Source organism: Paenibacillus sp. 01T442, assembly GCF_056398345.1.
Window position 1 is genome coordinate 1 of sequence record NZ_JBFTPF010000021.1, and the last position, 15042, is coordinate 15042.

Genomic DNA, 15042 nt, shown 5'->3' on the forward strand with positions numbered 1-15042 from the left:
CCTTCTGCCACCAGAGATACATTGCTATACAATGTACTCCTGTTTAGGTAAGATCGATTGGATACCTGTCCACCCATGTGTAAAAACAGTCATTCACCTACATCTGAAAATTGTAAGCGCCTTGTCCAATACGTGCATATATTAGTCATCACTCCTATAAAATGAAGTCATCTTAAAGAAAGGTTGTTATTAGGAGAAAAATTAGCGGAATCCTTGAAGCGATGAGATTCAATTTTGGAATCCTTGAGCGGGGGCTAATGCTGCGAGATGAGGTGATCTGCATGAATGCTATCATATCCGTTGTTGGAACAGGTTTATTGGTCGACTTCGTATGCGGAATGTTATTGGACCATTATCAGGTCGTTCGACAGAAAGATTTCACTTCAGACATACCGAAAGCAGCGAAATTGGTTGTGGTGCTGCACGATGACTGGCCTTCCTCGGGATACTTAGAGGCTGAAGAGGTGTTACAGCAGGTTGGCATCCCATGGCTGCGGGGCTTTATTTCAATGGATGAGGGCATAGTTGGGCCTTTGATTCGTCCGGGTGTGCCGGGATGCACGGAATGTGCGGATAACCGGCGTTTTACGGCGTCGCCTGGGAACATACAACATGCAGTACGATCTTCGCCCTCAGGACTTTGGCATGTTGCTCACTTGCTGGTTGCCGAGACGCAGCGAGTGCTGCAGGGCAGCCGAGCCCATACAGAAGAGCATATGTATATCGTTAACCTAAATAATCTGAGTAGCTCGCTCCATTTTATTCTGCCTGACCCGCTTTGTCCGGTGTGTGGCTGCTTGCCAGACGATTCATCGGAGGCGGCCAACATTTCGCTCAAGCCGAGACCGAAGATAAGCGCAGACAGTTACCGATGCCGTCCGATAGAGGACCTGAAACAACATTTGGTCAAAGACTATTTGGATTACCGAACTGGCGTTTTTAATGCCAAGATGCTTGACCTCGAATCGCCGTTTGCTGGGGTGGGGGTCAATCTGCMGTCGTTTATGATGGGCGATGAGGTAACGGGAGGTCACAGCTTTTCTTATGCTGAAAGCGAATTGACCGCAATCTTGGAAGGATTGGAGCGGCACTGTGGAATAACCCCCCGCGGCAAACGAACCATAATCTACGACAGCTTCAACCATGTTGCGGATCAAGCACTCGACCCCTCCAAGGTTGGATTATATTCGAAGAAACAGTACGCCCAGTCTGATTGCACGTTCCAACCGTTTGACCCCGCCATCCCGATCGATTGGATTTGGGGCTATTCGCTAGTGCAGAATTCTCCGATCCTTGTTCCTGAGAGTCTCGCTTATTACAGCTCGGGATTTGGTTCCGCCTTTGTTCAGGAAGGCTCTAACGGGTGTGCATTAGGCGGGAGCTTGGAGGAAGCCATCTTGCACGGTATTTTGGAAGTGGTGGAGCGCGACGCGTTCCTGATGACTTGGTATGCGCAGTTGCCTATCCCGCGCTTGGACCCCTATTCCACTAACGATCAGGAACTGCGGCTCATGCTCGAAAGGCTCCGCGTTGTTGCCGGATACGATATACATTTGTTTAATATGACGATGGAGAATGGGATTCCGAGCATTTGGGCACTCGCGAAAAGCATCAGCCCTGGGAAGATGAATATTATCTGTTCGGCGGGAACTCATCTGGATCCAGTAAGAGCTGCGAAAAGCGCCATTCACGAATTTGCCGGCAGGTTGATCTTTTTGCAAGAGAAATTTGAGGAGGGCCAAGAACATATTAGGCAGATGCTCGACGATCCATTTCTCGTATATCAAATGGAGGATCATGCCCTGCTTTACGGTTTGCCGCAAGCAGAGGAACGGCTGCAATTTTTGTTGAACGACCAACGCCCGCTCAGAACGTTTGACGAGGAGTTCAAGCGTAAGGCAAGTCATGCGGATCTGACCGATGATCTGAAGGACACGATCGAGGTGTTTCACCAATTGAACCTCGATGTGATTGTGGTGGATCAATCATCGCTGGAAACGCTGCGAAACGGGCTGCATTGTGTAAAAGTACTGATTCCGGGAATGTTGCCGATGACGTTCGGACATCATTTGAAACGCTTGACGGGGCTAAAGAGAGTGTATCGGGTGCCGGCGAAGCTTGGATATGCGAAAGAACCGCTGAAGGCTGGTCAACTCAATCCTCATCCGCATCCATTTCTATAATAGCCGAATGATCAGTATGTCAACTCCATTATTATCGTCATTTGTGACTCACAAATAAACCGGATTCCTGTACGCTTAGGAATCCGGTTTATAATGTGTGTATTCATAGGGGGAAGATGCGGTTATTTTTTCCGGGTATATTGTAAATGTAAACTCAATTTGGTGCATACGTCCAATCAATTACTATCTAACGAACATATTTTATACCGTAGTGACAAATCACCAGAGGGGAATGAGTACACATGGGAGCAGTAGGTTATGGTGGAAGTTGTGCAGGTCACGGTTCAAGCGCAGCAGCTATTTTGGTTCTTTTTATTCTTTTGGTTATCATCACGTCAGCTTTTGTATGGTAATTCCTTAATCCTACACAAATAATAACGAGAAAAAACGTCCGCGAAATAAAATACGGGCTGTTTTTTCTCGTTGTTTTTATCATAAACAAATCACCAATAAAATCACTTGGAATTAGCTCTGCGCTTGCTGCATTGGGATATCACCTTGATTAGCACCGAGATCTCAAAGAGGCTACTCGTGATACGCCTTCTTTCCTTGCCCGTCGAGGCCGGCAAGCTCCAGCTGACCAAAGCCAGTCACCGCTTCCCGCGTACCATCACGGCTCGGATCAACATAGCTGACGAACCAGGTATCCAGCCGTTCCTTCATGGAACGTCGCTGTTCTTCGGCCTCCGGCGCGTCGATCACATTGTTGCGTTCGTCCGGGTCGGCCGCCAAGTTATATAACTCATGCGGTCCATAAGGATACCTGTGAACGTATTTCCATTCCCGCGAACGGATCATGCGAACCGGACCGTATTCGTCATAGATGACGACATCCTCTCGTCCAGCCCCTTCATCGCCAAGCAAGAGGGGCAGGAAGCTTCGACCAGGCAGATTCCCCGCTTCTGGATGCTCAATCCCTCCGACATACGCCAGCAATGTCGGCATAAAATCGTACCCGCTGACCAGTTCGTCGCAGACGCTGCCTTGCGGAATGCGGCTCGGGTGGCTGAAGATGGCTGGTACTTTAACGGACGTATCAAACATATTGAACGGGAACGTGCCGTTGCCTTTCCCCCATATGCCGTGATGACCGCAGTTGAAACCGTTGTCGCTCAAGAAGCAGATCAGCGTTTGCTCGCGCATACCCTTCGCCTCGAGCTTGTCGAGAATGCGGCCAACATTGCGGTCCATTGCCGTCACGGCAGCAAAGTATCCTTTCAAGTTTTCCCGTTGGTCGTCGGACCAAGGTGCTGTTTGGATCGACCAGGGATGCTTCGGCTCCTGCGGGCAGGTGTCGAACTGGCAATTATCGTACATATCGACGAACTCCTGAGGATGGCTGTCGATCCAAGGACTGTGCGGCGCCGTGTAATGCACACCCAAGTAAAACGGCTGATCATCTTGTTGTGACTCCAGGAAATGCAAGGCATCGTCGGTGATAACATCGGTCAAGTAACCCGGTTCGTCGATCAATTCGCCATCGCGAATCATCGGCGCATTATAATAAGCGCTGCCTCCCTGCTGGTGCACATACCAATGTGTAAATCCTTTTTGGGGCTTTATACTGTCGCCAAGGTGCCATTTCCCGCTCAATCCACACGTATAACCGCTATTAGCTAAAAGTTCCGTATAGGCKGTTTGGCCCTTCAAATATTCAATCGGTCGATCCCCCACATTACCACCGCGAATCCAATCATGTATGCCGTGTTGCGACGGCATGCGTCCGGTCAACAGCGAAGCGCGCGCAGGCGAACATACCGGCGAGGTGCAGAAAAAGTTCGAGAACCGCACCCCTTCTGCCGCCAAACGGTCCAAGTTCGGCGTCTGGATCTCGCGATTGCCAGCACAGCCGAGCGCCCAAGCGCCTTGATCGTCACTCAATATGAAAACTATGTTCGGCTGCTTTTGTACAGATGGAAGCATCTTATCAACACCCTTTCCTTACTTCTTCTGCTGCGCCAAGTACGCCTTGTTAACCGCTTCTAGCACTTTGTTGCCGCCTTGGTCACGCCATTTTTTAGATAACTCGGCCAAACCAGCGTCAATTTCCTTCTTGCCAACAATCATGTCGAGATAATATTGATTCAACAATTCCCCCAACACGCTGCCCATCTCCACTTCCTCAGCGGTCGTCACATTCACGAGGTTCGGGACCAGGTTTTTTGTGGCGATGTCTACGGATTGCTTCGCTCGGTCGGCCTGAGGCTCGGTCTGCGGCAAATAATTTTCCGTAAGCGGCCATACGACGCTGCCCCAAGCGAGTGGATGCGACCAGCCGTTAGTGGCAAAGCCGTCTTTGGCCCGTTCTTCTTCATTGTACGTAATTTTGTCGCCTGCTTTCGTGTAATGAACGCCTTCGATTCCAAGCTCTAGCAAGCTTCGGCCTTCCTTAGACAGCATGAATTCGATTAATTTAGCCGCTTTTTGCGGATCTTTGGAATTTTTCGTAACCGCTGTGAACAGGCCGCCCTTCGGCGCACTCGCCATCCCTCTTTTGCCATCCGGTCCGGCCGGCGGTGCCATGAATCCAAGCTTGCCTTGCGGATTCACTTTTTGCAGGCTCGTTTCGAGACGGTTCACGTGACGAAACAGCGGTGTGCCCATGAATCCGACCTTGCTTTGAAAAAACTTTTGCTCCCGCTGCTGTGTATCGTTCAGCAGAAATTCCGGGTCAATCAGCTTCTCTTCCCACAACTTACGCAAATATTGAACGCCTTGCTTGAAAGAGGGATGCTCGAATATGGGAGCGACCTTGCCTGTGCTGTCCAGAACCCAATCGCCATGAGGCAAACCATAACCGTACAGGACGAAATGGAACGACCCGTTGAATCCAGTGCTTTTGGTGCCTGTCAATCCGTACGTATCGGCCTTTCCATTCTTGTCGGGATCTTTCGTCGCGATTTCTTTGAGCACCGTATATAATTCGTCCAGCGTCTGCGGCACCTTCAATCCGAGTGTTTCAAGCCAGTCCGCGCGATAGGCAACCGTAGTGTTCGAGCGCTCCTCGATGAAGGGGTACCCGTAATATTTACCGTTAACGGCGGTCCAAGATAATTGCTTCTCGAGCTTCTCCTTGACGGTCGGCATTACGGGCAAATAGTCGTTTAACGGTACGAGTAAGCCTTCCGAGATCCATTGGTTTAATGATGGGGACGGATAATTAATGGTCACGATATCCGGCAAGTCCCCGGTCGCCATAGCAACGTTGATCTTCTCAAAGCCGTTCTCCGGCACGAGCTTGACTTCCAAATCGATACCGAGTTTATTGTTGATTTCGGCAATAACCCGGTCTCCCGGATTGATTGCCTTGGCAGCACCGTCGCCTGGGGTGAGAAATACGATTTTGACCTTTTTGACTTCCTTATTCGTTCCGGTGGCACCTGCCCCAGACTCATTTTCGGAGTTTCCGCATCCTGCTACAGATACCGCCAGCACCCCGGAAAGTGCAAGTGCAAGCCATTTATTATTTTTTAGCATCGTTTGTCCTCCTCTTCTAATACGAACCGTCATTCCTTAACCGCTCCAAGCGTAACCCCTTGCACGAAATACCTCTGAAAGAACGGGTATATGAGCATGACTGGAATGGTGGAAATCATGATCGTTGCCATCTTGATCGATTGACCGAGCAGAAACGGGCTGTCACCTCCAGATTGAAAGGCGGYCTCGTTATCAATGAGCATGGACCGCAAAAATAACTGGAGCGGCCATATTTCCTTATCCGTCACATACATGACCGCTGTGAAAAATTCGTTCCATTTCGATACCGCATAAAACAAGGATATGGTAGCGATGGCTGGCATTGACAGCGGGACGATAATTCGCAGCAATATACCGAAATCATTGCAGCCGTCGATGCGCGCAGACTCTTCCAAGCTTTCCGGAACGGATGAGAAGAAACTGCGCATGAGAATCAAATTATACGTCTGAATCGCTGCGGGAATCATCATTGCCCACATCGAATTGATGATTCCGAGCTGTTTGACTACCAGATAGTTCGGAATGATGCCCCCGCCGAACATCATCGTGAATACGATCGCGAACATGATGATACGTCCGCCTGGCAACTGCTTCTTGGAGAGTGCGTAAGCGGCCAATAGGGTCGCTATCATGCTAATCAATGTTCCGAGTACAGTAACGATCACACTCACTTTGTACGAAACCCACAACTGCTTCAAACCGAGAATATAGGTGTAGGCTTCGAATGTAATCGATTGTGGATAGAGATGAATGCTTGATGACAGACTTTCTTGAATGGGCGTGATCGAGACGATGAGCGAGTCCCAGAATGGGTACAGCGTCAACAGCGTGATCAACACCAGAAATATAACATTCGCTGCGTCGAATAGCTTTCCGCCGAAACTGCCGCGAACCATGCTGCATTCCTCCTTTGCCTTTTTAGTAAACACCTTGCTCACCCATCATACGGGCCAGCCGATTCGCGATAATAAGCAGCAAGAAGTTAATTGCCGATTTGAACAAGCCGACTGCTGCGGCCAGGCTAAACCGTCCTTCGGTCAACCCGATCCTGTACACATAGGTGTCGATAATATCGGATGTTTGATAGACACCAGGATGGTACAACACGAAAATCTGTTCGAAACCCGCCTCCATCAGATGGCCAATCCTCAAAATCAATAAAATGATGATCGTGCTGCGAATACACGGCAACGTAATATGCCAGATACGCCTCCACCGGTTGGCCCCATCCATTACCGCAGCCTCATACAACTGCGGATTGACTCCAGCGAGAGCAGCCATATAGATGATTGTGCTCCAACCGAACTCCTTCCAGATCATCGACCAGACGAGTGTGCTGCGGAAATAGCTTTCATCGGTCAGGAAGCCTACCGGCTCTCCGCCAAACGAGCGAATCGCGTTGTTGACGACACCGCTGTCGGTCGATAGCAGATTAATCAACAGCCCACCGAGGATGACCCAGGAAATGAAGTGAGGCAAGTAAATAACCGTTTGTACCGTGCGCTTGAATGCAATCTTGCGAACTTCATTCATTAATACCGCCACAAACAAAGGCAACGGAAAACCGAAAACAAGCCTGTATAAGCTGATGACGATTGTGTTCCAAAACACTTGCCAAAACTTGTCGAGCGCGAACAACGTTTCGAAGTGCTTAAACCCTACCCATGGACTCCCAATAATCCCTTTCGTAATACTGAATTGCTTAAACGCAATTAGAGCTCCATACATCGGGTAATAATGGAAGACACCGTAATAAACAATCGCAGGCAAAAGCATCAAATAAATATAGCGGTTGGATGCGATGCGTTTCCACAACAATCGTCTCCGTATATTGAGTTTCGGCCCCGACGTGGTCGATGGAACAGCCATGGACAAAATTCCCCCTTTCTTTATGCTTGTTATCTGTAGGTCATGTAAGCACTTTCAGCATAAAGTGGAGGGGGAGGTGTCCTCAAGATTCAATTGTTGATAACGGTTTCATAATGTCATTTTCGTTAGGTGTCAATTCATCGGATTAGATTCATTCGTTCGTATTTAGGCTCTCAAGACGGTCCAGTACGTCCCCATTCCGGTACTCTGTTGGCGTCAAACCTGTCATTTTTTTGAATGTGCGAATTAAATTTTGCTTTTGTCCGAACCCCGTCGCTTCGGCGATATCGTTAATATTACGGTCCGTCTCTTTCAATAGCCGGCATGCTTCACGGAAGCGCGTCTCTGTCAAATAATCGATAAACGTCGATCCCGTCATTTCCTTAAACAGCTTCGATAAATATTGGCTGTTCATGTATGCCATGTCGGCCAGCAGTTGAAGACCGAGAGGCTCTCGGTAGTGTTCACGAATATAAGCCGCCAATTTAGCGATCACTTCTGCGTTTTTATTGTCACGCCTATGCTCTATGTCGCCTGCGATAATAGTCAGGATACGGTCCAGCCAAACCGTGATTTCTTCTAAATTTTGAAGCTTAGCGAATTCATGGTGCCATCGGTTTACTTGCTCGACCGTTTCTTCTCCGGATATGGCAAGCTCTACCCGTACTGTCACGAGAGCGTTCAGCAAGTGGAGCAATATCATGTTTTTGTAGGAGAGGCCGAAATGGCCGTCATGTTCGAGCTGGTTGATGATGCTGTCCTTCGTTTCTTTCACTTTATCTAAATGGCCAGATTTCAGATCGCCGACAAGTTTGTCTACTTGCTGACGGTACGCGATAAACTGGTTCCGATTAGCACGGTTGACATCTAGATCGTGAATCGACAAGATGCTTCCAATCCCGGCAATCCTTTCGTGCAGAAGTGCTTCGGTTGCTTCGTTGTAGGAAAGTGGTATTTCCGTTATAAGCTCGTAATTACCGCCTATTCCGAATGTAACGGAGACGCCTTCGAGTTTCGAGGTCACCTCGTTCTTGATCCGGAAAGCGAGTTCCTTCGCCTTGTCGATTGCTGGGTTAGCCGAATCCCAATGTCCCGTGTTGAGAATGATGACATCGTGCTTATGAAACCTGCTGATGTAAGCTCCTTTACCATAGAGACCGATGGCATCCTCACAAATGGTGCGGATCTGGAAATGAATCAGGTTACGAACCTGCTCGTCAGGAGACCTGAGCATAGGACCATTCAAATGGACCCGCATGGCCATCACCAGAAAACCGTGCGGCTCTAGATTGAGGTGATAATAGTTCAATTGCCCAATCATTTCATCCTCGTCGGCTGTTTTGCCTGATAACAGATTTAGAAGTAAATGATCCTTCAAAATAAGCTCCTGTCCGCGAAACCTTGTCTTGAACTCCTCGTTCTCGTGATGCAGCCGATCGATCGACTCGCGGATAAATCCGAACTCATCCCCGTACTTCGCCTTCGGCAGCGGCTTCTCCATGTAAGAGATGAGAGCTTGCACCATGTTCCGGACCGGCTGGTAATGCCGTCTCGAGACGACTACCATCAGCAACACTCCCGCTGCCAAGCTGATTACTGAGATAAGCAGTGTAATCCGAATCACTTCGTTGGAACGTTTAAATAACTCTCCGTGCGGGTTCAACGTAATGTATATCCAGTTGGTAAACGACGAGCTCAGAAACGATACGAACATCTTTTTACCGCCGATTGTTTCCACGAAATATCCTTCTTTATGCTCGCTAATTCGCTTGATGTCTGCCTGCTTGAACTGTTCGAGCAGCATGCTTTTATCTTTGTAGGACAGCACTTCGCCGTTGCTATTGAGAACCGCGACATTGCCAAGCTTCCGGTTGTTCGTATTGACTACCGCATTGTAGAGCACGTCCTCCTTGAGATTAATCAGCAAGACGCCCTTCTTTTCTACGCTATTGAACGGTACAGTAATTAAAAAGCTAATGACGTTGTCCCGATCGCCACCTGTCGTCAACATGCTTGCCGCTAACCAGGCCGAGGTGTTCGGACCTTCTACAAAACGATCTAATACCGATCGATACGAAAAGTCAGCCATGTCGGTAATGCCCGAGCTCGATATTAGCTTCCGGTTGACGGAACTATATAAATATATGGAGTGTACGTAGTYGGACGAATTGATCCGTTCATCGAACAACGCTCCTGTATTTTTCAGAAACCGATATTCTTCTTCCAAATTCCACGGGAGCCAAACTGATTTTTGCACGTCACTGTTCAAAGCAAGCGTCGTAGCAATTTGTTGGACTTCGCCAAGCGACTGATCGACAATTTTGCTCGTTTGCAATAACAATTCATTATTGGCACCGATAACCTCCTCCTTCAACATAGCTGTCGTGTACCGGTATACGAGAGCTCCAACAAGACATGTAATCAGAACAACAGCAATTGTCAAATGAAACAACAATCGGATATAGATGGATCGTTTCACCGGATGCCCTCCCCCTATTTGGTAATTTCTTTATTTTACCGTGAGGGGTATCTTCCGTCCAGATAGAACCTTGAAATGCCTCCTCTGATACTATTATCCAATTAAAATAAGCCGGAACCCCAATTGCCCAAGGAGTCCTGGCCTTATTTCATTCTTATTCTAAACACTCTCCAACAACCGCCATCCCTAAAAACGTACAAACCGCTTCGCCAGCATCGCTATCTGATGATCATGCATCCGAACAAACAAGCAATTGAACTCCGCTTTCTTTTAAAGTCGCATGAAGTTCACCTTCTGGGTACTTGTCTGAAATAACTCGATGCACCGCACCTATCTCAGCAAATGAAAACAGATCCCGAACGCCATACTTCGTGTGATCCATTATTACGTTTATTTCAGACGCTTGTTCGATAACAAGCCTTTTGATTTCAGCCTCGTGCATATTAGAATTACTGAATCCATGCTTAGAGGTGAGACCCGTTGTTCCAATAAATACGCGGTCAAACGCCATTTTGGCAATTGCTACGGCAGCGACTGGGCCAACGAGTGTCGATGTTTTATCCAGCAGCATGCCTCCCACGACAATGGTCGGAATCTGCTTGCCTTGCAGCTCGGCTGCAATATTTAATGCATTGGTAACCACAGTGATCGGCATATTCGGTGTTAGATACTTGGCTACTTGAAGTGTCGTTGAACCTCCATCCAGAAAGATAGATTCCCCTTCATTAATGAGCTGTGCTGCGCGGAGGCCCATTTTCATTTTTTCTTCCATCATGACGCCTGTGCGATCTTGCAGGGCAATATCCTTGCCTATCAGGATAGCTCCTCCAAAAGTTCGTCTAAGCAGTCCCATGGTCTCAAGCTTTTCTATATCACGACGTATCGTCATTTCTGTGACATTAAACATTTCTTTCAATTCAGCAATTCGAATCTCACCATCGAGTGCCATCCGATCTAAGATTTGTTGCTGCCGACCATTTATTTGATTTGTTATCATGAAGAACCCCCGTCAATGTTTCTATTCACCTTATTATCCCAATCATTTAACTGAGGTTCAACCTGATTTCATATTTTACCGTTTCACCTGGCTCCAGATATACCAAAGTCCCTCGCTCACGCTCTTCTTTACGACCTCCTACATGACAATTAGCAGGCTCGATACCAAGCACATGTGTCCCACTACCAGGCATTTTCCATTGAACGAGATTAGGCAGCGTTTGCGAAGACCATTGAAGAGAGGCTTGAACCGTCCCTGTTCCCCCATTTAATGGAAAACAAGGATTGCTAATTCGCACCAATGGCTTATTGGCAGACTCATGATAATAAACACGTTCTTGATAAGCAGCATCAGGAGCCTGCCACTCACCATAGGCATGGATAGAAGTATCTTGATCACGCGGACTCACCTGATCACTATAAAATTGAATACGTGTCTCTTCCATCAGCAGCGGGAAACCAAAGTTAAAATGGTACATAATCATATGCGGACAGGGCTCAAAACCMATGTTACGAACTTCGTCTTTAATTAGTATTGTATTGTCACCAACACGACTGTTGATTTCTCTAGCTAATTGAAGTCTTCCACCGAAAATAGAGGTTTCGTTAATGGTTCCTGAAATACACAGATCCATCTCATCTTCCTGCCAAGTGCTTCGTGCACATACTTGTTCTGCTGGTGTATGATGATACCGTCCATGAAGTCCAAGACGCTCACCCTGATCCTCACAGCTAGCCCCTACTTGCATGAGCCCACATGTCATGAGTAACCCGCCAGATGCAGTCCGGAGCCATTGATTGCCTTCCGCCTCATAGTATGAAGGATGGGCATCCCCATTCGGTGATTGCCAGCTAATCGGCACACCATGATATTCCGCCAAGGAGATATCTAAACCTTTGGATGGGACCACGTTATAACTTAAGCCTGCACCTGTCCGCACCTGAATATACGCCACACCTGCTTCTTTGCCTTCAACGGCAACGAAGCGTTTGATTCCCGCTATTTGATCTATCTTGCCCACTCTCGCCTCCATGTCTCGACGCGACCATGCTTTTCCATATAGGTTCATAGGATTCTACCTACGCATCTTCATGAATAATCGGCATTCGTTGAATGCGCAGATCTGTAAAGATATCCAACTCATCCCGACTCGTACTTGAAAATTCGGAAATGATGGCCCCTTCAACGCCAGCTTGAAACCAATGTTTAATCCCAGGTTCAATGGTATATTGCTCGCCCGGATGGAGGACGATTTCATTCATGACAGTATAGGAATCCTCACTTCCTGAAGGTAAAATAGCCGCTATCTCTGGTGTAGGCTCCCCCTCCACATATAAATAGACGACCCCTGCACGGCAGCGAAAAGTTTCCATTTTACCAGGTTCGTTCGCGATTCTAGGATGAAGGTGCTCGGGACAAGTTTGTCGTGGAAAAAGAACTAAGTCTTTTGCACAATAACGGTCGGTATTGATATAAGTAATGAGCTCCAGCCCTTGTACCTCAAGCTGTCCCAGTCCAAAGTCTGCAACTTCAATTCGTGCAATCTCTTCCTGAGTTAAATGAATGCCTGATGATGTCAACATATGTTCAGCCAGCTGCTGAGCTTGCTTAATCTCACTTCGCTTCATTCGCTTCTCACGCTCTCTTTCGAAGACTTATGATAAGGTCCTATCCAGATCTGATCATCATGCAAATGCCAATTGACCAGCTTCAACTTCGTCGCCCGTTTCTTCCATCCTTTGTTCATTCGGTCTTGGACCGCTGTCCACTCGGGTATGCCACTGGTCGCATCCGCCTGTTCCACATTGCAAGCTCCTACGCCAACAGCGCTCTGCAGTGACTCCTTTAGAGATAGCCCCCTTGTCAGTCCAAATAGGAAACCTGCAATTGTGCAATCTCCTGCCCCTGTTGTACCTACAACATCGACTTCATAACAAGAGGAAATGTATTCGCAGTTTAGCCAATCATCGAATTGATTCTGCTGGGGTAAACTTAGCCCCATCCGTGCAAATTTCTTCTCATCTGAGGTTGTTCGTACATATAACCCATGCTCCCCCAGTTTAATGACTACAATCGCCACCCCCATTTGGATGAGCTCAGCGGATAGTTGAGCTAATAATACGCCATCAGCATAAGACAACAGGTCGCCATCTGGAGCCGTTTTTTCCATGAGGTCGTAACGCTCTCGGTCGAGCATATAAACAATTTCTTCGAAGCTTGGTAAAAAAACATCGACATAAGGAAGAGCTTGCGTCAGAATTTCTCGCCAATTCCCCCTTCCAGCAGTTGATTCTGGGTCAGGTTTGGCCATATCAAGAGAAACCGTCAAGCCACTCGCTTTGACTTTCTTCAATAAGGATACAAGCTCTGCCCCCTCATTCTCGAACATGTTCTTCATGAGAGGTGGATAACCAAAATGAAACAGCTTTGCTCCTTGCAATTGTTCCTGATTCAAATCAGAAGCCGCATACGTATCATTAGCTCCCGTCGAGTGCAGAAACATCCGATCCATATTCGGTGGACTAATGACGATGGAATAGGAACTATTAGCCTCCGGCGATACAATCATCCCCTCCACTAAGGAAGGATCCTGCTGCCTCAGCAGGGTAAGTATGGCTTCACCGAAGGGGTCCGCACCTATCTTCCCCATTAATTTCACCTTGCTTCCCAGTCGGTGAAGCGCAAGTCCGGTATTTGAAACTGCACCTCCCGTTGAAATGACGGCAGGCCCGATATTCACAAGCTTCCCAGGTGATAGCAGGGCAGCCAAGCTCGATTGTTTCTCATCAATCGTTGGAATAATATCCAAGCAAATATGCCCTGCCACGATGACTTCCGCTTTGCCGCTCACATTTATTCCTCCCAATGTAGCGCTATGGTTTGACCGGTTCGATTGGATTCTAACGCAGCTGTAAACACCTGATGACTGGCTGCGGCTTCTTCTGGCGTGGCGCAATAAAAAGGCTGCGCCATCTCTTTAGGGTGTGCTAATTCATCACAGAATGCAGCCCACATCTGCAAGATCGAATCCGAGAAGCCGAACTCAAAGATTGCTCCTGTAATGGTRCTGTACGCCGACTTATAAGGAGCATCTGTTTGATGCCAAGACTGTACCCCGCCAGGGTTGTAAGGCAATGAACTCACTTGCTTTGGGTTCTTGGTTGTAAATTCCGCAGAGAATTCCGTGCCCATGATTCGGATGAACCACGTATTAGCATGTCCTGGGGCAATACGCTTGGTCGATAGGACCATCGGAAATTGTTGCCCTCCCGTATCTACCTCACAGGCCAATATGGCATTATCCCACGTTTCGCATGGAACTATCTCCCCTTTGCCATCGGGACGTTCTGGTACAATTTTGGACAGCAAAGCTCTTACGGATTTCGGTTTCCAACCAAAACGCAGAGGCAAATGAAGAACGTGCATCCCCAGATCGCCCATACAACCATATTCGCCATTCGTAGCGATACGCCTTTTCCAATTGATTGGTTTCGTCGGATCTAAGTCACTTGAATGCCAGAATCCAGCCTCAACCTCAATGATCTTCCCGAATTTATTCTCTTCTACCCACTGAACCATTTGTTGAACGCCTGGGAAAAATGGGAATTCTGATGAGCAACGAACGATGACATGGGGATTGCGTGAAATAGCTTCCAATATCAAGGTATTGGCTGCCTGATCGATACCGAATGGCTTTTCACCTAGCAAATGTTTCCCTGCTTCAATGATATCGATATAGATTTGAGCATGCAGGTTGTGGGGAACCGCACAGTAAATCGCGTCAATATGGGGGTTCGCAAGCATCTCCCTATAATCCGTATAGGTAGCTTCCACACTTGATACGCTGTCCTTGAACCACTGTGTCGCTGCAGAGTTGGCATCACAAACCGCTATGATTCGGGGTTCACTATCGATCTCGGTAAGATGGCACCATCTTGCGGCGCTACTTGCAAATTCTTTGCCCATCAAGCCGCAGCCGATAACACCAAACCGAATAATTGTCCTAGTCAAAATGAGATGACCTCCTTCTGGTATGT

Annotated in this window: 12 protein-coding genes; 2 read left to right on the forward strand and 10 right to left on the reverse strand. The window is 47.9% G+C overall.

Annotation, left to right across the window (positions count from 1 at the left end):
- Positions 1-281: 281 nt before the first annotated feature.
- Positions 282-2183: a TOMM precursor leader peptide-binding protein gene (locus AC1DLM_RS17820; protein WP_477570723.1), complete on the forward strand. Its 1902-nt coding sequence runs from the start codon at positions 282-284 to the stop codon at positions 2181-2183.
- A gap of 242 nt (positions 2184-2425) precedes the next feature.
- Positions 2426-2536, forward strand: coding sequence for a YjcZ family sporulation protein (locus tag AC1DLM_RS17825; RefSeq protein WP_171628410.1), 111 nt, complete (start codon positions 2426-2428; stop codon positions 2534-2536).
- Positions 2537-2708: 172 nt separating this feature from the next.
- Here AC1DLM_RS17825 and AC1DLM_RS17830 read toward each other — a convergent pair whose 3' ends face one another.
- From AC1DLM_RS17830 to AC1DLM_RS17875, 10 genes are all read right to left on the reverse strand, one after another.
- Positions 2709-4106, reverse strand: coding sequence for a sulfatase family protein (locus AC1DLM_RS17830; RefSeq protein WP_441987386.1), 1398 nt, complete (start codon positions 4104-4106; stop codon positions 2709-2711).
- 18 nt (positions 4107-4124) lie between these two features.
- Positions 4125-5660: an extracellular solute-binding protein gene (locus tag AC1DLM_RS17835; protein ID WP_441987387.1), complete on the reverse strand. Its 1536-nt coding sequence runs from the start codon at positions 5658-5660 to the stop codon at positions 4125-4127.
- A gap of 29 nt (positions 5661-5689) precedes the next feature.
- Positions 5690-6556 (reverse strand): carbohydrate ABC transporter permease, encoded by an 867-nt coding sequence (locus AC1DLM_RS17840; protein WP_477570724.1) that lies wholly within the window; start codon positions 6554-6556, stop codon positions 5690-5692.
- Between the two features lie 22 nt (positions 6557-6578).
- A complete protein-coding gene (locus AC1DLM_RS17845) occupies positions 6579-7529 on the reverse strand; it encodes an ABC transporter permease (RefSeq protein ID WP_441987389.1) in 951 nt (316 codons plus the stop codon).
- Between the two features lie 151 nt (positions 7530-7680).
- Positions 7681-10008: a helix-turn-helix domain-containing protein gene (locus tag AC1DLM_RS17850; RefSeq protein ID WP_477570725.1), complete on the reverse strand. Its 2328-nt coding sequence runs from the start codon at positions 10006-10008 to the stop codon at positions 7681-7683.
- Positions 10009-10237: 229 nt separating this feature from the next.
- Entirely contained in the window at positions 10238-11005 is a 768-nt protein-coding gene (locus AC1DLM_RS17855; RefSeq protein WP_441987391.1) for a DeoR/GlpR family DNA-binding transcription regulator, read from the reverse strand.
- 46 nt (positions 11006-11051) lie between these two features.
- On the reverse strand, positions 11052-12026 hold the full coding sequence (locus AC1DLM_RS17860) for an aldose 1-epimerase family protein (protein WP_477570726.1): 975 nt from the start codon (positions 12024-12026) through the stop codon (positions 11052-11054).
- Between the two features lie 58 nt (positions 12027-12084).
- Positions 12085-12633, reverse strand: a complete 549-nt coding sequence (locus tag AC1DLM_RS17865; RefSeq protein WP_441987393.1) for a D-lyxose/D-mannose family sugar isomerase — start codon at positions 12631-12633, stop codon at positions 12085-12087.
- On the reverse strand, positions 12630-13856 hold the full coding sequence (locus AC1DLM_RS17870; protein ID WP_441987394.1) for a carbohydrate kinase family protein: 1227 nt from the start codon (positions 13854-13856) through the stop codon (positions 12630-12632). Before AC1DLM_RS17870 ends, AC1DLM_RS17865 begins: the two co-directional genes overlap by 4 nt.
- 2 nt (positions 13857-13858) lie before the next feature.
- Positions 13859-15016 carry a Gfo/Idh/MocA family protein gene (locus AC1DLM_RS17875; protein WP_441987395.1) on the reverse strand — a complete coding sequence of 386 codons (1158 nt, stop codon included), beginning with the start codon at positions 15014-15016 and terminating at the stop codon, positions 13859-13861.
- Positions 15017-15042 lie beyond the last annotated feature (26 nt).

What these genes read in the sequence shown, in the direction of transcription:
- AC1DLM_RS17825 (WP_171628410.1), top strand. Translation starts at nt 2,426, where the DNA reads ATGGGAGCAGTAGGTTATGGTGGAAGTTGTGCAGGTCACGGTTCAAGC.
- AC1DLM_RS17865 (WP_441987393.1), bottom strand. Translation starts at nt 12,633, where the DNA reads ATGAAGCGAAGTGAGATTAAGCAAGCTCAGCAGCTGGCTGAACATATG.
- AC1DLM_RS17845 (WP_441987389.1), bottom strand. Translation starts at nt 7,529, where the DNA reads ATGGCTGTTCCATCGACCACGTCGGGGCCGAAACTCAATATACGGAGA.
- AC1DLM_RS17855 (WP_441987391.1), bottom strand. Translation starts at nt 11,005, where the DNA reads ATGATAACAAATCAAATAAATGGTCGGCAGCAACAAATCTTAGATCGG.
- AC1DLM_RS17835 (WP_441987387.1), bottom strand. Translation starts at nt 5,660, where the DNA reads ATGCTAAAAAATAATAAATGGCTTGCACTTGCACTTTCCGGGGTGCTG.